Origin of the sequence: Dietzia massiliensis (genome assembly GCF_018390595.1) — a bacterium.
Lineage (GTDB): Bacteria > Actinomycetota > Actinomycetes > Mycobacteriales > Mycobacteriaceae > Dietzia > Dietzia massiliensis.
Map to the genome: position 1 here is coordinate 1 of NZ_JAHBAV010000017.1, position 24,622 is coordinate 24,622.

20 protein-coding genes, 1 pseudogene and 1 riboswitch are annotated in these 24,622 nt (G+C 72.2%); of the genes and pseudogenes, 9 read left to right on the plus strand and 12 right to left on the minus strand.

The genetic code is table 11. The features are described 5' to 3' along the window. The 5 genes from KHA85_RS06655 to KHA85_RS06675 all read right to left on the minus strand — a co-directional run. A partial coding sequence (locus KHA85_RS06655; RefSeq protein ID WP_236885310.1) for an MMPL family transporter occupies positions 1 to 2,028 on the minus strand: 2,028 nt, incomplete at its 3' end. A 100-nt stretch (positions 2,029 to 2,128) separates the two neighbouring features. Next, a complete protein-coding gene (locus KHA85_RS06660; RefSeq protein ID WP_213185216.1) occupies positions 2,129 to 2,938 on the minus strand; it encodes an alpha/beta fold hydrolase in 810 nt (269 codons plus the stop codon). A 36-nt stretch (positions 2,939 to 2,974) separates the two neighbouring features. Beyond that, positions 2,975 to 3,685: a histidine phosphatase family protein gene (locus KHA85_RS06665; protein WP_007628789.1), complete on the minus strand. Its 711-nt coding sequence runs from the start codon at positions 3,683 to 3,685 to the stop codon at positions 2,975 to 2,977. Then, a complete protein-coding gene (locus KHA85_RS06670; RefSeq protein WP_438802046.1) occupies positions 3,685 to 5,016 on the minus strand; it encodes a phosphotransferase family protein in 1,332 nt (443 codons plus the stop codon). Before KHA85_RS06670 ends, KHA85_RS06665 begins: the two co-directional genes overlap by 1 nt. Next, complete coding sequence (locus KHA85_RS06675; protein WP_213185217.1) at positions 5,013 to 6,302, minus strand: acyl-CoA dehydrogenase family protein; 1,290 nt, start codon at positions 6,300 to 6,302, stop codon at positions 5,013 to 5,015. Before KHA85_RS06675 ends, KHA85_RS06670 begins: the two co-directional genes overlap by 4 nt. Before the next feature lie 81 nt (positions 6,303 to 6,383). Between KHA85_RS06675 and KHA85_RS06680 the strand changes: the two genes are divergently transcribed. Both KHA85_RS06680 and KHA85_RS06685 read left to right on the plus strand, forming a co-directional pair. Continuing rightward, positions 6,384 to 7,373, plus strand: coding sequence for a glucosyl-3-phosphoglycerate synthase (locus KHA85_RS06680; RefSeq protein ID WP_213185218.1), 990 nt, complete (start codon positions 6,384 to 6,386; stop codon positions 7,371 to 7,373). 95 nt (positions 7,374 to 7,468) lie between these two features. Further along, positions 7,469 to 8,077, plus strand: coding sequence for a class I SAM-dependent methyltransferase (locus KHA85_RS06685; RefSeq protein WP_213185219.1), 609 nt, complete (start codon positions 7,469 to 7,471; stop codon positions 8,075 to 8,077). Between the two features lie 456 nt (positions 8,078 to 8,533). Here KHA85_RS06685 and KHA85_RS06690 read toward each other — a convergent pair whose 3' ends face one another. Both KHA85_RS06690 and KHA85_RS06695 read right to left on the minus strand, forming a co-directional pair. Beyond that, positions 8,534 to 9,280: a nicotinamide mononucleotide transporter family protein gene (locus tag KHA85_RS06690; protein WP_213185220.1), complete on the minus strand. Its 747-nt coding sequence runs from the start codon at positions 9,278 to 9,280 to the stop codon at positions 8,534 to 8,536. 101 nt (positions 9,281 to 9,381) lie between these two features. Beyond that, positions 9,382 to 9,537, minus strand: a riboswitch (FMN riboswitch). 54 nt (positions 9,538 to 9,591) lie between these two features. Then, complete coding sequence (locus tag KHA85_RS06695) at positions 9,592 to 10,089, minus strand: Rieske (2Fe-2S) protein (protein WP_236885306.1); 498 nt, start codon at positions 10,087 to 10,089, stop codon at positions 9,592 to 9,594. A gap of 61 nt (positions 10,090 to 10,150) precedes the next feature. Between KHA85_RS06695 and KHA85_RS06700 the strand changes: the two genes are divergently transcribed. Then, positions 10,151 to 11,311 (plus strand): pyridoxal phosphate-dependent aminotransferase, encoded by a 1,161-nt coding sequence (locus KHA85_RS06700; RefSeq protein WP_213185222.1) that lies wholly within the window; start codon positions 10,151 to 10,153, stop codon positions 11,309 to 11,311. Between the two features lie 63 nt (positions 11,312 to 11,374). Here the strand turns inward: KHA85_RS06700 and KHA85_RS06705 are convergent, their stop codons facing one another. The 3 genes from KHA85_RS06705 to KHA85_RS06715 all read right to left on the minus strand — a co-directional run bounded on the left by KHA85_RS06705 (position 11,375) and on the right by KHA85_RS06715 (position 13,528). Beyond that, the gene (locus tag KHA85_RS06705) at positions 11,375 to 12,340 is read right to left on the minus strand and encodes an NADPH:quinone oxidoreductase family protein (protein ID WP_213185223.1); all 966 of its coding nucleotides are present in this window, start codon (positions 12,338 to 12,340) and stop codon (positions 11,375 to 11,377) included. Positions 12,341 to 12,407: 67 nt separating this feature from the next. Then, on the minus strand, positions 12,408 to 12,845 hold the full coding sequence (locus KHA85_RS06710) for a hypothetical protein (protein ID WP_213185224.1): 438 nt from the start codon (positions 12,843 to 12,845) through the stop codon (positions 12,408 to 12,410). Between the two features lie 20 nt (positions 12,846 to 12,865). Beyond that, the gene (locus KHA85_RS06715; protein ID WP_213185225.1) at positions 12,866 to 13,528 is read right to left on the minus strand and encodes an SDR family oxidoreductase; all 663 of its coding nucleotides are present in this window, start codon (positions 13,526 to 13,528) and stop codon (positions 12,866 to 12,868) included. A 199-nt stretch (positions 13,529 to 13,727) separates the two neighbouring features. Here KHA85_RS06715 and KHA85_RS06720 point away from each other — a divergent pair, with 199 nt between their 5' ends. Beyond that, positions 13,728 to 14,990 carry a L,D-transpeptidase gene (locus KHA85_RS06720; RefSeq protein WP_213185226.1) on the plus strand — a complete coding sequence of 421 codons (1,263 nt, stop codon included), beginning with the start codon at positions 13,728 to 13,730 and terminating at the stop codon, positions 14,988 to 14,990. A 37-nt stretch (positions 14,991 to 15,027) separates the two neighbouring features. On the opposite strand, the pseudogene KHA85_RS06725 reads toward KHA85_RS06720, so the two are convergent. Next, positions 15,028 to 16,502 (minus strand): annotated as a pseudogene (locus tag KHA85_RS06725) (peptide MFS transporter). A 225-nt stretch (positions 16,503 to 16,727) separates the two neighbouring features. Between KHA85_RS06725 and KHA85_RS06730 the strand changes: the two are divergent. Both KHA85_RS06730 and KHA85_RS06735 read left to right on the plus strand, forming a co-directional pair. Further along, positions 16,728 to 18,086, plus strand: a complete 1,359-nt coding sequence (locus tag KHA85_RS06730; RefSeq protein ID WP_213185227.1) for a hemolysin family protein — start codon at positions 16,728 to 16,730, stop codon at positions 18,084 to 18,086. After that, positions 18,083 to 19,186, plus strand: coding sequence for a hemolysin family protein (locus KHA85_RS06735; protein ID WP_236885307.1), 1,104 nt, complete (start codon positions 18,083 to 18,085; stop codon positions 19,184 to 19,186). The genes KHA85_RS06730 and KHA85_RS06735 overlap by 4 nt, the downstream gene beginning before the upstream one ends. Positions 19,187 to 19,258: 72 nt before the next feature. Here KHA85_RS06735 and KHA85_RS06740 read toward each other — a convergent pair whose 3' ends face one another. After that, the gene (locus KHA85_RS06740) at positions 19,259 to 19,795 is read right to left on the minus strand and encodes a DUF4112 domain-containing protein (RefSeq protein ID WP_236885308.1); all 537 of its coding nucleotides are present in this window, start codon (positions 19,793 to 19,795) and stop codon (positions 19,259 to 19,261) included. An 89-nt stretch (positions 19,796 to 19,884) separates the two neighbouring features. Between KHA85_RS06740 and KHA85_RS06745 the strand changes: the two genes are divergently transcribed. The 3 genes from KHA85_RS06745 to KHA85_RS06755 are packed head-to-tail and all read left to right on the plus strand — an operon-like array spanning position 19,885 to position 24,612. Continuing rightward, positions 19,885 to 21,852 (plus strand): penicillin-binding transpeptidase domain-containing protein, encoded by a 1,968-nt coding sequence (locus KHA85_RS06745; protein WP_236885309.1) that lies wholly within the window; start codon positions 19,885 to 19,887, stop codon positions 21,850 to 21,852. Positions 21,853 to 21,869: 17 nt separating this feature from the next. Beyond that, complete coding sequence (locus KHA85_RS06750; protein ID WP_213185228.1) at positions 21,870 to 22,784, plus strand: SDR family NAD(P)-dependent oxidoreductase; 915 nt, start codon at positions 21,870 to 21,872, stop codon at positions 22,782 to 22,784. 10 nt (positions 22,785 to 22,794) lie between these two features. After that, a complete protein-coding gene (locus KHA85_RS06755) occupies positions 22,795 to 24,612 on the plus strand; it encodes an acyl-CoA dehydrogenase (RefSeq protein ID WP_213185229.1) in 1,818 nt (605 codons plus the stop codon). Positions 24,613 to 24,622: the final 10 nt, after the last annotated feature.

Below are 24,622 nucleotides of genomic sequence, written 5' to 3' on the forward strand. Positions count from 1 at the left end.
CGGCCACCAGACCTTGTCCCCGACGAGGGTGAACAGCGCCGGGACGACCAGGGTGCGGACGATGAAGGTGTCGAGCAGCACGCCGAGGGCGACGATCACGCCGACCTGGGTGAGCACGATGAGCGGCAGGACGCCGAGCACCACGAACACCGAGGCGAGCACGATGCCGGCCGAGGTGATGACCCCGCCGGTGAGGGCGACGGCGCGGACCATCGCCTCCCGGGTCGCGTGGGTGGCGGCCTCCTCGCGGGCCCGGATGGTGAGGAAGATCGAGTAGTCCACACCGAGGGCCACGAGGAACAGGAAGCTGTACAGCGGCACCGCGACGTCGAGGCCCGGGAAGCCCAGGATCTGGGTGGTGACGAACGTGCCGAGCCCGAGCGCGGCGACGGACGACAGCGCCGTCGCGGTGAGGACGAGCAGCGGCGCGACGAGCGACCGCAGCACCAGGATGAGGACGACGAACACCACGAGCAGGATGAGCGGCGCGATGAGCGTCAGGTCCCGGATGTTGCCCTCGGAGGTGTCGACGGCCTCCGCCACGGACCCGCCGACGAGCGCCTCGGAGCCGGGCACGGTGTCGACCGCCTCGCGCAGCGCGACCACGCTGTCCTCGGACCGGTCGGTGGCGGGGGCGGCGTCGAGCACGACGGTGACGCGGCTCCACCCGGTTCCCGATTCCCCTGCGGGGCGGGCGGACACGACGCCCTCGACGCCCTGCGCGGCCTCCGCGACCCCGGCCTCGGTCCCGGTGCGGGTGAGGACGGTGACCGGGTCGGTGACGCCGGCCGGGAAGTGCTCGGCCGCGGTCTCCAGACCGGCGGCGGACTCGGACGCGGTGCGGAACTGCTCGGTCTGGCTCAGGCCGACGCGGGTGCCGATGAGTCCCAGCGCGAGGACCGCCAGCAGCAAGACGCAGGAGACCAGCACCGTCACCGGGCGCTTCACGACGCGCGCGGCGATGCGGCCCCAGACCCCGGGAGGCACCTCCTCGTCGAAACCCTCTGGCGTGGCGGGCCCCGACCCCGCCTCGTGGCGACCGTGGTGCTGGCCCGGCCGCGGGATGAACGGCCAGAACAGGCCGCGGCCGCACACGGCGAGCGCGGCGGGCAGGGCGATGAGCGCGTAGACCAGCGCGACGAGAAGGCCGACCGCAGCGGACAGGCCGAGCGAGCGGTAGTTGGGCAGGGTCGCCAGCAGCAGGGTGAGCAGCGCGAGGACGACCGTGATGTTGCTGGCGAGGACGGCCGGGACCGCGCCGCGGTAGGCGTCGCGGAGCGCGGTGCGGCGGTCCTCGGTCCTGCGCAGCTCCTCGCGGTAGCGGGAGACCAGCAGCAGGGCGTAGTTGGTGCCCGCGCCGAAGACGAGTACGGAGACGATGCCGGAGGTCGAGGCGTCGACGGTGACGCCCGCGGCCTCGCCGACCAGCGAGACGAGCAGAGCCGCGACCCGGTCGGCGACGCCGATGATGAGCAGCGGCACCAGCCACAGGACCGGCGAGCGGTAGGTGATGATGAGCAGTACCGCGACGACCAGCGCGGTGGCGGCGAGGAGCCGGAAGTCGGCGCCCTCGAACGCGGCGGCCGTGTCCGCGGCGAACGCGGGGCCGCCGGTGAGCTGCGCGCTCAGCCCGTCGTCGAGCCCCTCGGCGACGGCGCCCCGCATGTCCTCGACGAGTTCGCGGCCCTCGCCGCCGGAGATGAGCGACGAGTCGACGGGCACGAGCACCAGAGCGGCGGCGCCGTTGTCGGACGGGATCGGCCCCTGCGGCGGGGTCCCCACGATCTCGGCCATGCGTTCACCGGCGCCGACCGCGGCCGCGATGCCCTCGGGCCCGAGCTCACCGCCGTCCTCCCGGGTCACCACGAGGACCGCGGGCACCGAGCCGGAGTCGGGGAACTCCCGCTGGATCTCGGAGACGAGCGCGGCCTCGGAGTCGTCGGGCAGGGTCTGCGGCGCCTCGGACGAGCTCTCCGACGAGGCGAACGCGAACACCGCCCCGCTCACCAGCAGGACCGCCACCAGCATCACCCAGGCGGAGATCCGGCCGGTGACGACGCCGACCCACCCTCCCGCTGACCCTGACTTCTCCACGGCAGAGCGCTCCGCTCTCATCGATTCCCTGTCTTCACATGTCGTATTCGGAGAGGAACGCCTCGAGGATGGTGGTGACCTCCTCGGCGCGTTCCAGGGTGGGCGAGTGCCCGGCCCCGGGTATCTCGCGGTACCGCGAGTCCGCGATCAGTTCGACCAGCCGGCGGGACTTCTCCGGCGGCGTGGCCGCGTCCTCGGCGCCCACCATGACCAGCGTGGGGGCGATGATCCGGATCGCCTCGTCCTCGCACGGGTCCCGGTCGGCGACCGACTCGATCGCCTTGACGAGTCCGGCCCGGTCGGTGCGCTCGAGCATCGCCATCCACTCGTCGATCCAGGGGGCGTCGAGGTTGCCCTCGGCGAGCATGATCGGCGCGACCCGCGACCGGACGGGACGGATGCCGGCGACGCGGTACACCGCCGACAGGGTCCGGTATTTGCGGCGGTTGGCCGGTTCCTCGGCGGTGGCGGCGGTGTCCATGAGCGTGAGGGTGTGCACGGTCTCGGGATTGCGGGCGGCCAGCCGGATGCCCACGAACCCGCCCATGGACAGCCCCACGAAGTTGACCACCGGGATCTGCAGGTGCCGCAGCAGTTCGGCGACATCCACCGTGAGGGTGTCCATGTCGTACCCGCCGAGGGCACGCGGCGAGTTGCCCTGGCCGCGGAAGTCGATCGTCACGCAGCGGTAGCGGTCCCGCAGGCGGGCGATCTGGGGGTGGAACATCCAGCCGGAGAACAGCAGACCGTGGGCGAACAGCACCACGGGGGCGTCCTCACGACCGGCGGGCGCGCCGGTGTCGGTGTAGGCGATCGTCGTGTGACCGCGTCGGAACGTGGGCATCGGGCGTCTCTCCTGAGGTCGTGTCCCGCCGCCCGCTCACCGGAGGGTGATCAGGCGCCGCGGGTCATCCGGTCCGGCCGCCCGTTCGAGGTGCTGGTGCTCGTTGACCGCGATGCAGGTCATCCCGCCCCGACCCACCACGACACGGGCCGTGCCGGTGTTCACCGTCACACGCTGCAGGCGGGTCCACAACCCGACGACACCCTCCGGGTCCGCCAGCAGCGTCGCCACCGCCAGCGAGATGGTGCCGGCCGAGGACACGACGAGGGTCGTCCTGCCGCTGCCGGACCGGGCGGCGGCGTCGGCGAGGGCGGCCTCGGCGTCGGCGCGGTACCGGGCGAACGCCTCGAGCCCCGACCAGTGGCCCAGCGCCGCGTCGAGCTCGCGCTGGAAGGCCTGCTTGGCCTCGTCGGAGGAGCCCGCCGAGTCGAGGGTGCCGTGCTCGGCGGACAGGCCGGCCACGCGCGCGGCCTCGAGGACGGCGTCGGCGTCGTACTCCGCCCACCGCTCGTCTATCTCGACGGGGCAGTCAACGTCGCCGTGCGCGCGCAGGCCCTCGAGCAGGCCCTCGGCGGTCTCGCGCTGGCGCCGCATGCCGCCGTGGATGATGACGTCGGGCCGCAGGCCGCGGGCGGCCATGTCCTCACCGGCCAGGCGCGCCTGCAGGTGTCCGGTCTCGGACAGCCGGTCGTAGTCACCGCTGCCGAACGAGGCCTGACCGTGGCGGACGAGGTGGATGGCGCCCATCAGCGCTCACCCCCCGCGCCGCGGACCAGACCGCCGATGACGGGGAGCCCGCCGAGGACGCCGGTGACCTTGCCGCGGGCGTCGTGGACGCCGCCGGCGAGCAGCGGTAGCGCCACGCGGGGCACGCCGAGCAGTTCCGGGATCACGTCCTTCGGGGAGATCCGCGTGGGTGACAGGCGCCCGTCGCCGGTGCGGATGAGGCGCAGGCAGCGCTGCTCGAGGAACGCCACCCCGGGGCGGAACGCGCGGAAGGCCGGGTTTGTGGTCTGCCCGTGGTAGTAGCGGTGGTTGATCTGCTGGGCGATCACCGCGAGCCGGAACAGGCCGAACACCTCGTAGAAGCGCCACTGCTCGTCGGTGATGTCCAGGCCTGCGCGGCGCGCGTACCGCTCGACGACCTGCCGTCGGGTGAGCATCCCCGGCGCGTTCGTGGGCTGGCGACGGAAGGCCTTGAACAGCGGGCCGTCGTCGTCCTGGACCCAGTAGGCCAGCGCGCCGCCCAGGTCCATGAGCGGGTCGCCGACGGTGGCCATCTCCCAGTCCAGGACGCCGATCACCCGGGTGACGTCGTCGGGGTCCAGGACGAGGTTGTCGAACCGGAAGTCGTTGTGGACCAGGCAGTGGCCGACGTCCTCGGGCTGGTTCGCGTGCAGCCACTTCATCACCGGCGCGAAGTCCGGGACGTCCGGCGTGCGGGCGCGGCGGTAGCGGGCGGACCAGCCCTCGACCTGGCGGCGCACGTAGCCCTCGCCCCGGTCGAGGTCCTCCAGTCCGGCGGCGGCGACGTCCACCGCGTGCAGGTCCACCAGCGCGTCCACGGCCGACTCGCTCAGGCGCCGGGTCGTGACCCGGTCGAGGCGCAGGTCGCGGGGCAGGTTCTTGCGCAGGATGGTGCCCGCCATGCGTTCCATGACGTAGAAGTCCGAGCCGATGACCGAGTGGTCGTCGCAGAACCCGACCATGCGCGTCACCAGCGGGTAGACCGGCCGCAGCGCCGACTGGACGCGGTACTCGCGCCTCATGTCGTGCGCGCCGCGGGCCTTGGTCCCCGACGGCGGGCGCCGCAGGACCAGGTCCGCGCCAGGGTAGCGCAGCAGGTAGGTGAGGTTCGACGCGCCGCCGGTGTACTGGCGAACCTCCGGGAGGACCGGCTCGTCGTCGTCGCTCAGGTCCACGCCGGCGAGCACGTCCGGGTCGTCGGGGGTGATCGACCGCAACCACGCGGCGACGGCCTCCACGTCGAACGCGTCCTCGGCGCGCACCGCGCCGGTGCCGGGGACCCGGCGGCGCAGCGCGGCGTCGTCGTCGGCCATACCGTCGCGCGGGCTCACCGGTCGGCCCCGGCGTCGGCGGTGGTCCGGGCCGCGGCGGCGTCGCGGTAGGGGGCGAGCATGGCGCGGGCGACGACGGCGAGGTGGACCTCGTCCGGGCCGTCGGCCAGTCGCAGCGACCGCGCGGTGGCGTACGCCCCGGCCAGCGGGAAATCGTCGCTCATCCCGCCACCGCCGTGCAACTGCAGGGACATGTCGATGACCTCCTGCGCCATCTTCGGGACCGCGGCCTTGATCGCGCTGACCTCGACCGCCGCCTGTCCCTCGGTGTCGAGCCTCCACGCGGCGTGCTGGACGAGCAGGCGGGCCTGGTCGATCGCGATGCGGGCCCCGGCCAGGCGCTCGCGGTTGCCGCCGAGGTTGACGATCGGCTTGCCGAACGCCACCCGCTCGGAGGCACGACGGCACGCCAGGTCCAGCGCCATCTCGGCCAGGCCGATGAGCCGCATGCAGTGGTGGATGCGGCCCGGGCCCAGGCGGCCCTGCGCGATCTCCGCGGCCCGGCCGGGGCCGGCGATGATGTTCGACACCGGCAGCCGCACGCCGGTGAGCGTGACCTCGCCGTGGCCGAGCGGTTCGTCGTGGACGCCCTGCGCGATGAGCATCCGTTCCACCGTCACGCCGGGGGCGTCCATGGGGACCAGCACCATCGAGTGACGCAGGTAGCGGTGCGCGTCCGGGTCGGACACGCCCATGAAGATGCCCACCTTGCAGTCGGGGTGCCCGACGCCCGTGGACCACCACTTGCGGCCGTCGAGCACCACCTCGTCGCCGGAGATCCGCGCCGTGGCCGCCATGTTCGAGGCGTCCGAGGAGGCCACGGCCGGCTCGGTCATGAGGAACGCGCTGCGGATCTCCCCGGCCAGCAGCGGGTCCAGCCAGCGGTCTTTCTGCTCCTGCGAGCCGTACTTGAGCAGGACCTCCATGTTCCCCGTGTCCGGGGCGTTGCAGTTGAACACCAGCGGCGCGAGAAACGAACGGCCCATCTCCTCCGCGACCGGGGCGTAGTCGGTGTTGCTCAGGCCCGTGCCGCCCCGCGTGCCGTAGCGCTCCGCGTAGGGGCCCTCGTGGCCGGCCGGCAGGAAGAGGTTCCACAGTCCCTGCTCGCGCGCGAGCGCCTGGAGTTCCCCGACCCGCGGGTCCACCGCCCACGGGTCCTGCCCGGACAGGCGGCGGCGGGCGATGTCCGCGTGGATGTCCGATTCGACCGGGGCGATGTGGGCGTCGATGAACTCGCGGACCGCGGCGGTGAGCTCGGCGGCGCGCGGCGACGGGGAGAAGTCCATACGTGCATCGTGGCACACCGCTCCCACCCGGGCCCGGGCGCGCGAGACCCCCACGGCCCCGGCTCTGGCAGGATCGCGGGCGTGACCGAGCATTCGCGGACGACCCTCGCCGACCGGGCGGACCCGGTTCGTGCCTGGTCGGCGCGACGAACCTACCGCGCGGCCGACTTCCGCCCCGGCGACCTCGTCGCGGCCAAGGCGGGCCGCCGCATCTCGGTCGTGCTGCCCGCCCGCGACGAGCAGTCGACCGTCGGCGCGATTGTCGCCGCCCTGCACTCCGAGCTCGTGCAGGGCGTGCCGTTGATCGACGAGCTCGTCGTCGTCGACTCCCACTCCACCGACGCCACCGCACAGGTGGCGCGCTCCGCCGGCGCCCGAGTCGTGGCCCAGGGCGAGGTCCTCCCCGGCCTGGGCGACGTGCCCGGCAAGGGCGAGGCGCTGTGGAAGTCGCTCGCCGCCACCGACGGTGACATCATCGCGTTCCTCGACTCCGACCTGCGCGACTTCGACCCCGCGTTCGCGACCGGACTGCTCGGGCCGTTGCTCACCGAACCCGGCGTCGTGTTCAGCAAGGGCGCCTACGACCGGCCCCTCGACGACGGCCGTACCGTCCTGCCCGCCGGCGGCGGCCGCGTCACCGAACTCGTCGCCCGGCCCCTGATCGCCACCCACTGGCCCGACCTCGGCGGATTCGTCCAGCCGCTCGCCGGCGAGTACGCGGGGACGCGCGAGGCGCTCGAGTCCATCCCCTTCGCCGGCGCGTACGGCGTCGACCTCGGCATCCTCGTGGACCTCTACGAGGCGTACGGTCTCGACGCGCTCGCCCAGGTGGACCGGGGGCGACGCGTGCACCGCCACTCCCCCGACTCCGCCCTGGCCGTGATGGCCATGCACCAGCACCTGGCGATGCTGAGCCGGCTGCGGCGCCACGGACGCGTGACCGGCGCCGACGCCCCCGGCGACACCCTCACCCTGCACCGGCGCGACCCCGACGACGGCGGCTTTCGCGCCGAGACCGTCCGGGTCGCCCCCGGCGAGCGTCCGCCCATGCGCGAGGTGCGCGGGTCGTAGTCGCCCTCCCTCCTGTCCGCCCCACCCGACCTCTCCCATACTCGACCTCTCCCACACCCGACCTCTCCCACACTCGACCGAAAGGACCACCGCCCGTGGACGCCTCCGCATGGAACGCCCGTTACCTCGCGCAGCCCGACGCCTGGGGGACGACCCCGGCCGCCCGGATCGTCGCGGAGGTCACGGCCGCGGAGGATGCCGGCCTCGGGGTGGGCACCGCCGTCGACCTCGCGTGCGGTGACGGCCGGCACGCCCGCTGGCTCGCCGCGCACGGCTGGCGGGTGCAGGCCGTGGACTTCTCCGAGGTCGCGATCGAGCAGGCCCGGGCCAAGGACTCCGACGAGGGCCGCAGCGGCAGCGTCGACTGGGTGGTCGGCGACGCTCGGACCTGGACGCCCGCCGAGCCGGTCGACCTCGTCGTGGTGGGCTTCCTCCACCTCGACCTGCCCGAACTCAGCGCCGTGCTCCGCGATGCCGGCACCTGGCTGCGGCCCGGCGGGCACCTCGTCTACCTGGGCCACGCCGCCGAGAACCTTCGTCGCGGGGTCGGCGGGCCCCAGGACCCGACGCTCCTGCCCGGTGTCGCCGACCTCGCCCGCGGTGCAGAGGGCCTCGAGGTGATCTCTCTGCGCCACGATCTGCGGCCGGCCGGCAGGGCCACCGCGATCGACGTCCTGCTGCACGCGCGGCGCTGGGCCGACTGACAGCGCGCGCGAGCTCGACGTCCGCGGGGGTCGTTCGCGGCGGGGCCGTCCACGAGGGCCGTCCGCGGGGCCGTTCGCGCTGACAGCGGCGGTGAGCGGCGGTTTGTGACTGCCCCTGCGAACGCCACCTATCTGATCACGCGACACCTATCGGACCCCTTAGGGGGCGTGAAATCGGATAGGTGGCGCGACGTGAAAGGGCGGGCACTCCCGAACCCACGGCCGGAGCGCTGGTGTCGGGCTCGGTGTTCGCGGGGCTTGCGATCCGCCCCTCGGGCCACGATCCGCCCCCTCCGGATCACGATCGGCCCCTCGGATTACGATCGGCCCCTCGAATTACGATCCGCCCGCGGAGTTCCTAGCGCGGAGCGTACTCCGGAGGGCGAATCGTGAATCGGAGGGCAAGTCGCGAATCGGAGGGCGGATCGACGCAGCGGTGCGTACCCGGCAGCGGAACTACGCCCGCTGCGGCTCCGCCAGCGACTCCGTCCTCCCGACGGCCGTGGCCGCCGCCGCTCGCTCCGCCAGGTCGACGCGCCACCACACCACGAACCCCCAGATGACGAACGCCGCGTACACGAGGTACAACGCCGCCGACGGGTAGTAGCCGGCCTTGAGCAGCAGCGGAACGCCCACGACGTCGACCGCGATCCACAACAGCCAGAACTCCGTCCAGCCGCGGGCCATGCCGTAGGTCGCGAGGATCGAGCCGGTGAAGATCCACGCGTCCGCCCACGGGCCCCACGAGCCGAGCTGCGCGAAGATCCAGCCGAACAGCAGCGTGCCGACGAGAATCCCCACCACGAGCCCGGCCCTCTGACGGCCCGTCGCCCAGTGCGGTCGTACCGCGGGCGCGTCAGCGACGGGCCCACCGTGGGCGGCCGCCGCGGCAGCAGCGGTCGCGTTGGCCCGCCGCGTCCGCGACCACTGCCACCAGCCGTACACGCCCACCGCGAGGAACATCACCTGCCGGCCGGCCTGGCCGTAGAGGTCGACGTCCTGCGGGGTGTGGAAGACGCCGCCGAGGAAGACGGTGAGCAGGGTGAGGTTGCCGACGATCCCCACCGGCCATGCCCAAACCACGCGGCGCATGCCACCGATCGCGGCGGCCAGGCCGAAGACGTTGCCGATGATCTCGCGCCACAGGATCGGGACTCCGCCGATCACCAGTTGCGCGTCGAGGAATTCCACGAGGAGGCTCATCGTGTGCCCCTTTCACGGGCTCTACACTCCACGGCCCAGGGCTTGTGCCACGACGCCCGCCCGGCCACGACCGTCGCCGGCCGGGTCCGCATCGGGTGACGCGAGGTTCTCTTCCATCCGGACTATGACCGTCGGCCCCGGGATCACACCGGGTCTGCTGACCCCCGCGCGTGCGGGGCGCTCGCGGGCTCGCCGCCGACCATGGGGTCGATGACATCACCGCCGGTGGGGAGTTTCACCCCGCCCTGAGAACGTGTTCCCGTTGTACCCCTGTCCGGGGTCGCGCCGCAACCCGCGCGTCCGGCCGGGCGTCAGCCGAGGGTGAGCTGCCCGCCGGACTCGCTGACCGGCACGACGTCGAGCGGGCGCGGCGCGGGGGCGAGCGTGTTGCGGCCGTCGGTGGCGTCGTACTCGGCGCCGTGGAGCGGGCAGCGCAGCGTCATACCCTCGATCACCTGGACGACACCGCCCTGGTGGGTGCAGCGCGCGGAGTAGGCGACGAACTCACCCTCGGTGGGCTGGGCGACGATCACCGTCGAGTCGCCGGCCTTGAACTGCTTGGCCGTGCCGACGGGGATCTCGGCGGCCGGGACGGTGGTCGCGGGCACCGTGGTGGTCTGCTGCACGGTCGACGGCGGCTGCGCCGGCTCCGTCATCCCGCACGCGGAGGCGATGCCCGGCAGCAGGATGATCCCGGGCAGGGCGGCCAGCACGGCCCGGCGCTGGGTGCACGGGCCGACCCTGGTGGCCTGGCCGCTGGCGGCGGCACCGATCGGGGCGGGCGTGGCGGCGGAGAAGGGCTCGGACATGCCGCCCATGGTAGGCCCGGCCCGGGACCACCGCCCCCGCCGGGACACCTAGGCTTCCCCCATGACGGTCCGCAGACTCGCGCCCCACGCCACGACGATCTTCACCGAGGTCTCACGCCTGGCCACGCAGTTCGACGCGATCAACCTGGGACAGGGGTTCCCGGACACGGACGGGCCGGAGTCGATGATCGAGGCGGCGGTGCGCGCCCTGCGCGACGGCCACAACCAGTACCCGCCCGGCATGGGGATCCCCGAGCTGCGTCATGCGATCGTCGCCGACGAGACCGCGCGCACCGGTCTGGTGCACGATCCGGACACCGAGACGTTGGTGACGGTCGGCGCGACGGAGGCCATCGCCGCCGCGGTGGTGGGCCTGGTGGAGAACGACGACGAGGTGGTCGTCATCGAGCCGTATTACGACTCCTACGTAGCCGCGGTGGCGATGGCCGGCGCCACCCGTCGCGCCGCGCGGTTGGTCCGCTCGGGCGGCCATATCCGACTCGACGTGGACTCGCTGCGGGACGCGTTCTCACCGCGGACGCGGGCCGTGCTGGTCAACACGCCGCACAATCCCACGGGCGCCGTGCTGCCGCGGGAGGACCTCGAGGAGATCGCGGCCCTGTGCCACGAGTTCGACGCGATCGCGATCTCCGACGAGGTGTACTCCCACCTCACCTACGACGGGGTCGAACACGTCTCGATCGCCACGCTGCCCGGGATGGCGGAGCGGACGCTGCGGATCTCCAGCGCGGGGAAGCTGCTCAACTGCACGGGCTGGAAGATCGGGTGGCTCACCGGGCCGGCGGACCTCGTCGAAGGGGCGCGGACCGCGCGGCAGTACATGAGCTTCACCGTCGCCTCGCCGCTGCAGCCGGCCGTCGCGCACGCCCTGCGCCACGAGCAGGAGTGGATCGCGACGCTGCGGGAGGACATGCAGACCCGGCGGGACGAGCTGGCGGGGATCCTCACGGGGGTCGGGTTCGACCTCGTCGTCGCACAGGGCACGTACTTTCTGACCGCCGATCCCGGCCCGCTCGGGGTGACCGACGCGGCGGCGTGGTGCCTCGAGCTCCCGGAGAAGGTCGGGGTGGCGGCGGTGCCGTTCGCGCCGTTCACCGACGCGTTCACCGACGACTGGTCGCACCTGGTGCGGTTCGCGTTCTGCAAGCGGCCCGAGGTGCTCGCCGAGGCCGGGCGGCGGTTGCAGGCCCTGGTGCGCTGACGCCGCCCGACCCCACCCGGCCTGCCCCGGACAGCCCCCTGGCCCGCCCCGATGCGGGTCGGGTCAGCGGCCGGTGGTGAGGACGATCTTGCCGACGGCGCCGCGGCCGTCCATGAGCTCGAGCGCCTCGGAGGCCTTCTCGAGCGGGAACTCTGCGCCGACGAGCGGGTCGAGTCTGCCGGCGGCCAGCAGCGGCTCGACCTCGGCCCACTGCTTCTGCAGGTAACCGGGGTTCGACATCCAGTACTCGCCCCAGCCGACGCCGACCGCGCTCTTGTCGCCCAGCAGCAGGCGGTTGACCTTGACCGTGGGGATCTCCCCGGCCGTGAAGCCGATGACGAGGATCCGTCCCTCCTGGCCCAGCGCGCGGATGGAGTCGGTGAACCGGTCGCCGCCCACGGGGTCGACGACGATGTCGACGCCCTTGCCGCCCGTGCGCTCCTTCGCGGCGTCCTTGAATCCCTCGGGTGCGATGACGTCGGTCGCGCCGGCCTTCCGCGCGAGCTCCCGCTTCTCCTCGGTGGAGGCCACGGCGATGACGCGGGCCCCCAGGGCGGTGGCGAACTGGGTGGCGGCGATGCCGATCCCGCCGCCCGCGCCGTGCACGAGCACCGTCTCACCCGGCTGCAGTCGACCGCGGTGGGCCAGCGCGAAGTGGACGGTGAGCACGTTCATCGGGATCGACGCGCCCTGGACGAAGCTGAGGTTCTCCGGCAGGTGGAACACCTGGGACGGCTCGGTCGCCACGACCTCGGCGAAGCCACCCAGGCCGGGGAAGGCAAACACGCGGTCCCCCGCGGCGAATCCCGATCCCTCGGGCGCGGACCGCACCACGCCCGCGACCTCCGATCCCGGGATGAAGGGCAGAGGCGGAGAGATCTGGTACCTGCCACGGGTCTGGAGAACCTCGGGGAACGTCACGCCGGCGGCGTGGACGTCGATCAGGACCGCGCCGGGCTCCGGCTCGGGGAGATCGACCACCTCGAGGGCGGCAGGACCGTCATGGCTGGAGATGTGGATGGCACGCATGCGGTCCATGGTGTCAGCCCGCCCCCGCGCGCGTGCCCCGCTCGGCTCAGCCGACGCGCGTGGCGGTTCAGCCGACGCGCGCGCTCTCCGCCGCACGGCGATGGCGGCGCCGGCGGAGCAGGTGCAGGACCAGCCCGACCGCGACCAGCACCTGGCCCACCTGGAACGCCAGCGCCATGATGATGAACTCCCGACCGAACGCGGTGGGCGAGATCAGCAGCGCCGCGCAGATGCCCAGTAGCACGACCGTGACGAGCTGACCGCCCGCGAGGAACCGCCTCGGCAACGTGGTGAGCTGACGACGGAGTCCCATCAGCAGCGAGTTGAGCGCCACCAACAGGCACACCGGTACGCCGATCTGCGCCGGGAACAGGAACAGCACCACGAACAACGGGTGCGAGTTGAGCGTGACGGTGTCGGTGATGATGTACTGCGGGACGCTCCACGACGCGGTGAGCAGTGCGCAGATCACGGTGATCCACGAACCGCCCACGAGGATCCTCACCCGGTGAGGATAACCCGGCGTCAGTCCCTCGTCAGGGCCTCGCCGATCGGGGTGTCCCCGTCGGAGAACTCGATGGTGCGGCGGACGGTGTCGGGCCGACGCAGGACGGCCGCGATGACCTCGGCGACCGCGTCCCGACTGGTCGCCCGGTCCTCGCGCTTGTCCGCGCCCAGCGCGATCGTCTCGCCGCCGGGCTCGTCGGTCAGCGCCCCGGGTCCCAGAATGGTCCACTGCAGATCGGACTCGCGCAGGTGGGCGTCTGCCGCCGCCTTGGCCTCGGCGTACGGGAAGAACGCGTTGTCCTCCGGCACGCCGTGATCGGGCCCGGCGCCGTCGTAGGACACCATGACGTAGCGCTCCACGCCCTCGGCGACGCTCGCGTCCATCGAGCGGATCGCCGCGTCGCGGTCGACCGCGTAGGTGCGGTCGGGATTGCCGCCGCCGGCGCCGGCGGACCAGACGACGGAGCCGCTGCCCCGGACGACCTCGCGGAGGCCCTCGACGTCGAGCTTCTCGACGTCCGCCACGACGGGGGTGGCGCCCGCCGCCCGGATGTCGTCGGCGTGGTCCGGGTTGCGGATCACCGAGCGCACCTCCGCGCCCGCGTCCGACAGGATCCGGGCGGCGCGGAGGGCGACCTTGCCGTGGCCGCCGATGATGGTCACTGGTCGATCGATACTCATGGCCTCCGTTGTACTCCTCCGTCCGCGTCCCCGCCGACCGTCTCTGGAGCGAGCGCGCGGACCCGGCGGCGGTCACAACTCCACAACAGTTGGGTCGCCGGCCCGTCTGGGATTGGCTCCGTGTCGGACCCGGAGTGCATCATGTCGACATAAGCCGTGATTCACCGGCTCCCCCACGCTTTCGCTTCGGAGTTGCTGCATGTCCGTGTCCAGGTCTGGAACCCCCTCTCTTCCGGCGGTTGCGGGCCCCCTCGCCCTGCTCGCCGGACTGCTCGCGCTGATCCTCATCGTCGCCGGGTGCACCATCCCGGTATCGACCGGCTCCGCCGGGGAGACGACCCCCACCGAGCCCACCGCGCAGGCGCCCGCCCCGGCGACTCTGGAGGTCGTCCCGGCCAACGGCGCCACGGACGTCGCCGTGGTCGACGGCGTCCGGGCCACCGTCGAGAACGGCACCATCACGAACGCCGTGCTCACCAACGACGCCGGCAAGCAGATCGAGGGCGAGCTCTCCCGCGACGGATCGGAGTGGAAGCCGGCCGTCACGCTCGGGTTCGGGCGCACCTACACCCTGGAGATCACCTACGAGGGCACGGTCGGCGGGCCGCGGACCGACACCCGGACCTTCAGCATGGCCGACCCAGCGGCCGTCGTGACGCCCACCCTGAGGACGACCGGCGGCGGCCCGCTGGAGTCGGACCGTGAATACGGAGTCGGGATCGTCATCGTGGCCGATTTCGATCAGCCCATCGCGGACCGCGATGAAGCTGAGAAGTACATGAAGGTCACCACCTCGCCCGCGGTGCAGGGCAACTGGTTCTGGGTCGACGACTCCTCGGCACACTGGCGTCCGAAGGACTACTACGAGACCGGCACCCGGGTGCGGGTCGAACTCGACACCGAGGGTCGCGACCTCGGCGGCGACCAGTGGGGTGGCGCCGGAGCGGAGGCCGACTTCACCATCGGCGACCGCCGCATCGCGATCGCCGACGACGCGACCAAAACGGTCTCCGTGTACCGCAACGGCGAACTGCTCAAGACCATGCCCACCTCCATGGGCAAGGGCGGCTGGGCCACGTACGGCGGCGTGACCATGCACTTCTGGACCCAGCCGGGGACCTACACCGTCCTGGACAAGTCCAGCTCGGTGTTGATGGACTCCACGACCTACGGCCTGCCCCTGTCCGCCGGCTACCGGGTCACCGTCGACCACGGCGTGCGCATCTCCAACGACGGGATCTACTTCCACGCCCTGGAGTCGTCGATGTGGGCACAGGGCAACACCAACACCTCACACGGCTGCCTCAACCTCTCGCCCGCGGACGCGAAGTGGTACTTCGACCAGGCGGTCACCGGGGACGTCGTCGAGGTCCGCGGCACCGGCGGGCCCGAGCTGGAGATCTGGCAGAACGGTGACTGGTCCGTGCCGTGGGAGGTCTGGCAGACCGGCTCGGCCGACTGAACACCGCCGTCCCGGCCGCCTCCTGATACGAGGTGCGTCAGCGCACGCCCATCATGTTCTTGCGGATCCACGGCGACAGCGCGGCGATGATCCCGGCCAGGACGATCGACGCGACGCCGAGCACCAGGAAGTAGTTGCGCTCGGCCCCGGCGTCGTTCGGGTCGTAGTACCCCGCGAGCACGCCGGACAGCGCACTGCCGATGGAGACGCTGAGGAAGAACAGCGCGACCATCTGCGTCTTGAACGCCTCCGGCGCGAGCTTGGTCGACAGCGACTGCCCGACCGGGGAGAGCAGCAGCTCGGCCATGGTGAACAGGAACAGGATCCCGACGATGCCGAGCAGCGGGGTCGCGACGCTGCCGACGAAGAACAGGAACACCAGGTAGGCGATGCCCATGATGAGGTTCGCGAGCGCGAACTTGATCGGGCTGGAGGGCTGACGGCTACCGAGCTTCACCCACAGGGTCGCGAAGACCGCGGCAAAGATGATGATGAAGAGCGGGTTGATGGACTGGACCCAGCTCGCCGGCATCTCCCAGCCGCCCAGGTTGCGGTCTAGACGCTGGTCCGAGTAGATCGCGATCACCGTGAACTGCTGCTGGAACAGCGCCCAGAACGCCACGGACGCGACGAACATCGGGATGAAAGAGACGACCCGGCTCCGCTCGTCGGGCTGCGTCTTGGGGCTGGTGATCAGCAGCGCGAACAGTGCGACGGCGCCGACCACGGCGATCGCGGTGACGATGTCCGCCAGGGACTCCAGCGGAATGAGGCCCAAGGCCAGCGCTGCCGCGACGAGCACCACCACGACCACGCCGATGACCAGTGCGCGGACCCGCTGCGGCCGCGGGAGCGGGTCGGGCACGACCGCCCCGACGCCCTTGAGCGTGGCACCACGCATCGCGACGTACTGGATGAGGCCGATCGCCATGCCCGCCGCCGCGGCACCGAAGCCCCAGTGGAAGCCGTGGACGTCCCACAGTGCCCCGGTGATCAGCGGGCCGGTGAGGCCGCCGATGTTCACCGCCATGTAGTAGATCGAGAACGCCGCGTCGCGCCGGTCGTCCGTCCGCCGGTACATGTCGCCGACCACCGTCGACGTGGTGGCCTTGAGGGTGCCGGCGCCGACGCCCACGAACACGAGGCCGATCCCCAGCCCGATGGGGCCCGGCACGACGGCCAGGGACAGGTGGCCGAGCATGATGAGTACGGCCGCCCCGAACAGGGTCCGTTCCGCACCGAAGATGCGGTCCGAGATCCAGCCGCCGAGGATCGCGGAGGCGTAGACCAGACCGCCGTAGGCACCGACGATCGACGCCGCGATCTGCTCGGAGTACCCGAGTCCGCCGTCCCCGACCGCGTAGTAGATGTAGTACGCCAGCAGGCCCTGCATGCCGTAGAAGCTGAACCGCTCCACAGTTCGATGCCCGACAGGTTCGCCAATCCGAGTGGATGGCCGAAGAACCTGCGGTCCGTATCGGCGAGAGCCACCTCGGCATTCCGAGTTGTCATGACGGACAGTGTTACTCCTGCTTTTCCTGCGGGACAAACACTGCCGTCGATCTCGCCCCACAGGTGGGAGTCGACATTTCCCACCCGGGACAGGACAATCGGAGGAATCAACCCTCGGGCGACCGGCCCGGGGTGCAACCCGATGAGCGCAGGAGCACCTCCAGTGAGCCGAGCCGACACCCCGGCCCGATCTACCAGCCCCCTTCACGGAAGGGGGCACACCGGATGAGCATCGCGCTCTCACTACTAGTGGGCGTCGTGGTCGTACTCGCGATCACCGCGCTGACGGGCTACTTCGTGGCCCAGGAATTCGCCTTCATGGCCGTCGACCGCTCCCGCATGGGGGCGGCGGCCGAGAAGGGCGACCCCGTCGCCGAACGGGTCCTCGGCGTCACCAGACGCACGTCGTTCATGCTCTCGGGCGCACAGCTCGGGATCACCGTCACCACCCTCGTCGTGGGGTACGTCGCCGAACCGCTCATCGGCCGGGCGATCGGTGACCTCCTCGGCCTCGCCTCGGTGCCGCAGGCCGTCGGCGTGGGCGTGGGCACGGTCCTGGCACTGCTGTTCTCGACCGTCGTCCAGATGCTCTTCGGCGAGCTCGTGCCGAAGAACCTCGCGATCGCCAAGCCCGAGCCCGTGGCCCGGTGGCTGGCCCGGTCCACCGCCATCTACCTCGCCGTGTTCGGCTGGATCATCGGCCTGTTCGACAAGGCCTCCGAGGCGCTGCTCAAGGCGGTCGGCATCGAGCCCGTGCACGACAAGGAGCACTCGGCCACCGCTCGCGACCTCGAGCACATCGTCGCCGAGTCGGGCGAGGCCGGCGAACTCTCCCCCGAGCTCAGTCGGCTCCTCGACCGGATGCTCGACTTCCCCGGGCAGCCGGCCGAGCACGCGATGATCCCGCGTTCGCGCACCGACGTGGTCCGCGCCGAGGACTCCGTCGACGAGGTGCTGTCCAAGATGGCGACGGGACACACCCGCTACCCCGTGGTGGGCGAGGACTCCGACGACGTGATCGGCATCGTCGACCTGCACGACCTCCTCGTGCTCTGTGGCGACGACACCGACGGCTCGCTGACCCAGGTGTCGACGGTGATGCGCGCCCCGATCCGGGTGCCCACGTCGCTGCCGCTGCCCGAGGTGGCGGCCCGACTGAGCGCCCAGAACTCCGAGATGGCCGTGGTCGTGGACGAGTACGGCGGGTTCGCCGGCGTCGTGACCATGGAGGACATGGCCGAGGAGATCGTCGGCGAGATCGCGGACGAGCACGACCCGCAGGCCGCGGACGCCCCGGTCAGCGAGGGGCTGGGCTGGGTCGTCACCGGCGACACCCACCTCGACGAGGTGGAGCGTCTCCTCGACATCACCCTCCCCGAGGTCGACGCCGAGACACTCGGCGGCCTGGTCATCGAGACGATCGGCGACCTGCCGGACGTCGGCGCCCGCGTCGACATCCCGCTGCCGGACACGGACGTCCTCGAGGAGATCTCCGCCGATCGCGTCCTGCGGACCGAGGTCCGCCGCATCGAACGCCGCGTCCCCGCGGAACTGCACGTCGTGGTCGAGGAGGCCGCACGATGACCCCCACCACCACCCTTCTCGCCGCCGACGCCGACGGTGGGATCATGAGCAACCCCTGGGTCGTCCTGGTGGCGACCGTCCTGCTCATCGCGGCGTCCGCGTTCTTCGTGGCCGTCGAGTTCTCGCTCATCTCCGCCCGCCGGCACCGGCTCGAGGACGACGCCGCGCACAGTGCCGCGGCCCGCGCGGCCCTCAAGAACGCGTCCGAGCTGACGCTCCTGCTCGCCGGCGCCCAGCTCGGCATCACGCTGTGCGCGCTGGCGCTGGGCTCCATCACCAAGCCTGCCGTGCACCACTGGCTCACCCCGGTGTTCGCCGGGTGGGGGCTGCCGCTGTGGACCGCCGACGTCATCGCGTTCATCCTGGCGCTGATCATCGTCACGTTCCTGCACCTCGTGGTGGGCGAGATGGCCCCCAAGTCGTGGTCCATCACCCACCCCGAGTACTCGGCCACCCTGTTGTCGCTGCCGATGCGCGGCTTCCTGTGGCTGACCCGCCCGCTGCTGCTCGTGCTCAACAACACCGCCAACGCGATTCTGCACCGCCTGGGCGTCGAGGCCGTGGACGAGGTCGCCGCGGGCCAGGACGCCGACTCGCTGCGTGAGCTCGTCCGGCACTCCGGCGAGGCCGGGACGCTCGACGACACCCATCAGCGGCAGCTGCTCAGCGCCCTCGAGCTGCAGGAGCTCACCGTGGGCGACCTGCTCGGCGAGCGCGACCTCGATCAGCCCGCCGTGCCCGAGGAGATGTCCTCGGTCGGCGTCGACGCGGGCCCGGACGAGATCCGCGACACCGCCCGCCGCACCGGCCATCTGCGCCTGCTGGTCCTCGAGGACGACACCGCGGTCGGCGTGGTCCACGCGCGGGACGCGATCAACGTCGACGGCGACGCCACGGCCCGGGAACTCATGCGGCCGAGCCTGTCCCTCGAGCACGATCTGACGGTCGCCGAGGCGTTCCGCAGGATGCGTGAGGCGCGCGCCCACCTCGTCGTCGTCGAACAGTCCGGCGGGCACCCGGGCACCCACGTCTCCGAGGTGCGGGGCGTCCTCACGCTCGACGACGTGGTCCGGCGCCTCCTGCCGGTCACCTCGGCCTGACCCACGCACCGCGACGACACGCCCCCGGGAGGACTGGCCTCCCGGGGGCGTTCCCCGTCGGCGCGGCGCGGGTCAGAACACCAGGCCGATGAGCCTGAGCAGTCCCCACAGCGCCAGGCCCACCAGGCCGAGGAGCACCAGCAGGATGAGCCCCACGGCGCCGACCGCGCGCAGGAGGTAGCCGCGGGCGTCGGTGTCCACGCGGCGCCCCTCGGCGATGGCGCGGTCCACCAGCCGAAGGTTCTTGGAGGTGGCCTTGTGCGCGACGTCGGCGACGTCGCCGACGAGGGGCACCACGCCGAGCGCGGCGTCGACCAGGTAGTTCCACCCCATGCGGAACAGCAGGTGGACGGGGATGCGATTGCGCACGGCCTCGGCGAACACGGCCGCGGCGACCACCGTGCCCACCGCGTCACCCACCACCGGCACGAGGCCGATCACCGGGTCCAGCCCCACGCGGTAGTTGGTGCCCGGCACCCGGACGAGGTCGTCGAGGACTCGCGCGAGGCCGGCGGTCACCGGCGAGGCGCCCGGACGGTCGGCGGGTGCCCGCGCGGAGCGAGACGTCGGGGCGGAGCGGGGAGTCGGCGCGGGGCGGGGGTCGGTCATGGCGCCCGAGGGTAGCGGGTCGGCGCCGGGCCCGAGCTCAGCGCGCCGACGCTGCTGCGGTCGGCGCCGGAGTCTGGTTTCGTGGAGGAATGCCGCTCACGCCCCTCCGCCAGCCGCTCTCCTCCTCGCCGCGATCCGGCCGCAACCCCCGCGCGTCCGGGCCCCGGACTCGCCGGCCCGCCGGCCTGGTTGCGGCGGCCCTCGCCGTCGTCATGGTCGGGTCCGGCTGCGCGGCGCTGACCGGGGACACCGGCTCCGACGAGCTCCAGCAGTTCCTCTCCGCGCTCGAGGCCGGCGACGTCGCCGGGGCGGCCGCGATGACCACCGACCCGGCCGCCGCGGAGGAGACGCTCGCGGCGAACATCGAGTCGATGGGGTTCACGCCGACCCTGTCGATCGACACGCCCGAGGGGGACCGGCGCCCCGACAAGGACCCCGTGCCCGTGGAGATCACGTGGGACATGGGCGTCGCCGGAGGCGGCGGGGGTGAGGGTGACGACGACGAGGGCGGCGCCGACCCGGCCGGCGGGGGCGGTGAGCCGTCGCCCGCGCCGCGCGTGGTCACGACCACGGGTGAGGCGGCCACGACCAAGGTGGACGACCAGTGGAAGGTGCAGTGGGCGCCGACTATCCTCGACACCCGTCTCGAACCGGGTGGCTACCTGGCGTTCTCCGAGATCCTCGACTACGACACGTCCGTCCTCGACCGGACGGGCGCGCCGCTGCTGCAGTGGACTCCGGTCACGGCGGTGACGCTCGCCCCGGACGCCGCCGGGAGCGCCGACGCGGTCGCGGCCCTGGTGAGCGCGGCCGCCCCGACCATCACCGGGCAGTCGATCCGCGACGGCATGGCGCAGGCCGGCGACCAGCCGTACCAGGTGGTCGCGCTGCGGCCCAGCGACATCGACCCGATCCGCGAGCGACTCGCCGCGGTCCCCGGCGTGAGCCTGCCCGAACAGGGCCAGCTGATCCGCACCGACCGCGAGCTCCGCTCCCCGGTGCTGGACGGACTGCCCGACGCGTGGCTCGCGGCGCTGCAGGCCGAGGGCGGGTGGCGTGCAGAGATCGTCAACCCGGGCGTCGAACCGATCGAGCTCGGCAGCGCGCCGGTCGGGGAGGTCGAGGACCTCGTCTCCACCGTCCAGATATCCGTGCAGCAGGCCGCGGCGGACGCGGTGGCCGGCACCGGACTGGCGGCGTCGATCGTCGCCATCCAGCCGTCGACCGGCGGGATCCTGGCCGTGGCGCAGAACTCCGCCGCCGACCAGCAGGGGCCAGTGTCGCTCGAGGGCCGCTTCCCGCCCGGCTCCACATTCAAGGTGGTCACCACGGCCGCCGCTCTGCAGTCGGGCGTCGTGGGCCCCGACGAGATCGTGCCGTGCCCGGCGTCGATCACCGTCTCCGGCCGGACGATCCCCAACGACGACGACTTCAACCTGGGCCCGGTGCCCCTGGAGACCGCCTTCGCCCGCTCCTGCAACACGAGCCAGGCCGTCATCAGCGACCGCCTCGAACCGACCGCCATGAAGGACACGGCCGCGCAGCTGGGCCTGGGGGTCGGCTTCTCCGGGCCGGGGATGAGCCCGTCGTGGTTCACCGGCTCGGTGCCCGTCACCGACCGCGGCCCGGCGCGCGTGGAGGCCGCGATCGGCCAGGGCGAGGTACTGGCCAGCCCGTTCGGCCTGGCCGTCATGCAGGCCTCGGTCGCGAACGGTGGGCGGATGATCCTGCCGCAGGTCGTCACGGGGATGCCCGCGGTGGCCAATGACTCCCCCGAGCCGCTGCCGCCGGGCGTCGTGGACACCCTGCGCCGCTACATGGAGGAGGTCGTGCGCAGCGGCACCGCGACCGCCGCGAACTCGGTCCCGGGGCTGATCGGCAAGACCGGCACCGCCGAGGTCGGCAGCGGCCCGTCGCACGGTTGGTTCGTGGGATCGACCGGCGACATCGCCGTGGCGGTGCTCATCGAGGGCGCCGACTCCTCGGTCCCGGCGGTGGAGATGGCCGCCGACTTCCTCGGCGCCGCGGGGCAACCCGCCCCGCTCCCCGCGGGCTGAACCGGTAGTTTCGGCTCATGCGCCTGCCCAAGGTCCCCCTCCCCACACTCTCCCTGCCCGCGGTCTCCCTGTCCGCCCTGCCGCTGCCCGGGTGGGATCGACTGCCCTTCTCGTCGTCGTCCCCCTCCCCCGCCGACACCCACCGCCGCGTCCTCGTCACCGGCGGCGCCTCCGGACTCGGGTTGGCACTGGCCACCGCGTTCCTCGAGCGCGGCGACCGCGTGATCGTCACCGACCTGGCCCCCACCGACGCCCGGCCCGACACGATCCCCGCCGACGCCCGCTACCTGCGCCTCGACGTGCGCTCGGAGGACGAGTGGCAGGCCGCGCGCGACGAGGTCGAGTCGATCTGGGGCGGCCTCGACGTGCTGGTCAACAACGCCGGCATCGCCCAGGGCGGGCGCATCGAGATGCTCACCGAGGACGACTGGCGGCAGATCGTCGACATCAACCTGCTCGGCGTGGCCCGCGGCTGCCGCACGTTCGTGCCGATGCTCAAGGCGCAGGGCAGCGGTCGGATCGTCAACACCGCCTCCCTCGCCGGGCTCGTGCACCCGCCCACCATGTCCTCCTACACCGCCGTCAAGGCCGCCGTCGTGGCGATCTCCGAGAGCCTGCGCTGGGAACTCGAGCCGTTCGGCGTGGACGTGTCCGTGATCTGCCCGTCGTTCTTCCGCACCAACCTCGCCTCGAGCCTCAACTCCTCCGACCCCGCCGCCAGCGGGTTCGCGAGCAAGCTCATCGACCGCTCCGAGCGTGGCGCCGCCGAGATCGCCGCCGAGGTCATGACCGGGCTCGACGCCGGGCGGTTCCTCATCCTCCCCGACCCCGAGGCGCGGAAGTCCTACCGAGGCAAGCGGCTCCTGCCCGCCGCCTACGAGAAGACGATGACCGAGATGGGTCGGAAGTTCGCGCGCGCCACCCGCGAGTAACCTGTGGGGCATGACCCCCTCCCACCTCCTGTCCCGCGCCGACCTCGACTTCCTCCTGCACGACTGGCTGCGGGTGTCCGAGCTGACCGGGCGCGAGCGCTACGCCGACCACTCCCGCGAGACGATCGACGCCGTGCTGGACCTGTCGGCCGAGCTCGCCGAGACCTACTTCGCGCCCCACTTCCGCAAGGCCGACCTCACCGAGCCCCGGCTCGTGGGCGAGGAGGTCGAGCTCATCCCCGAGATCGGCGAGGCGCTGGCGAAGTTCGCCGAGGCCGACCTCGTGGGCGCGGCGATGGACGAGCGGGTCGGCGGCATGCAACTGCCCTACACCGCGTACCTGGCGTGCATGGCCTGGTTCTACGCGGCCAACATCTCCACGGCCGCCTATCCGCTGCTCACCACCGGCAACGCCAACCTGCTGCTCGCACACGGCTCCGACGAGCAGATCCGGACGTACGTCGAGCCGATGATCCAGGGCCGGTACACGGGGACGATGTGCCTGTCCGAGCCGCACGCCGGCTCCAACCTCGCCGACATCACCACCCGCGCCGAGCCGCAGCCCGACGGTACCTACCGCCTGTTCGGCCAGAAGATGTGGATCTCCGGCGGCGAGCACCAGATGGCCGAGAACATCGTCCACCTCGTCCTGGCCAAGGTGCCCGGCTCCCCCGCCGGCACCCGCGGCATCAGCCTGTTCATCGTGCCCAAGTACCTCGTCGACGACGACGGCTCGCTCGGTGAGCGCAACGACATCGTCATCACCGGCCTCAACCACAAGATGGGCTTCCGCGGCACGGTCAACACGATGCCCACCCTCGGGCAGGGCATACACACCCCCGGCGGGCGGCCGGGCGCGGTCGGGTACCTCGTGGGCGAGGAGAACACCGGCCTCAAGAAGATGTTCACCATGATGAACGAGGCCCGGCTCGGCGTGGGCCTGGGCGCCACCGCGACCGGCTACACCGGCTACCTCAAGTCGCTGGACTACGCACGAAACCGGCCCCAGGGCCGGCCCGCCGGCGCCGATCCGTCGACTCCGCAGGTGATGCTCACCCGTCACACGGACGTGCGGCGGATGCTGCTCGCCCAGAAATCGTACGTGGAGGGCGCGCTGGCGCTGGGCCTGTACTGCGCGAGACTGGTCGACGACGAGAAGGCGGGCTCGCCGGAGGAGTCGATGGCCGCGAAGACGCTTCTGGACGTCCTCACCCCGATCGCCAAATCGTGGCCGTCGCAGTGGTGCCTCAAGGCCAACGAGCTGGCGGTGCAGGTGCTCGGCGGGGCCGGGTACACGATCGACTACGACGTCGAACAGCACTACCGCGACAACCGCCTCAACCCGATCCACGAGGGCACCCACGGCATCCAGGGGCAGGACCTGCTCGGCCGGAAGGTCCTCGCCGGCGGCGGCGCCGGACTGACAGCGCTCACCGGGCGGATCACCCAGAGCTGCGATCGGGCGGCCGCGGCCGGCGGGGTCGTCGCCGAGTTGGCCTCGCTGCTGCGCCCGCGCGTCACCCGGCTCATCGAGGTCACCACTTCGCTCGCTGAGGTCGGCGCGACCGACCCGGAGGCGTTCCTCGCCGACGCCACCGAGTACCTCGAGGCGACCGGCCACGTGGTGATCGCGTGGATCTGGATCGAGCAGCTGCTCGCGCTGGGTGACCGGGTGGCGGGCGGTGCCGGCGCCGACGCCTTCGCCGCCGGGAAGCTCAAGGCGGCCGAGTACTTCCTGCGCCGCGAGCTGCCGATCGTCGACGCCAAGTTCGACCTGCTGGCCGCCGGCGACCGCACGACGCTGGACATGCGCGACGACTGGTTCTGACGCGACTGGG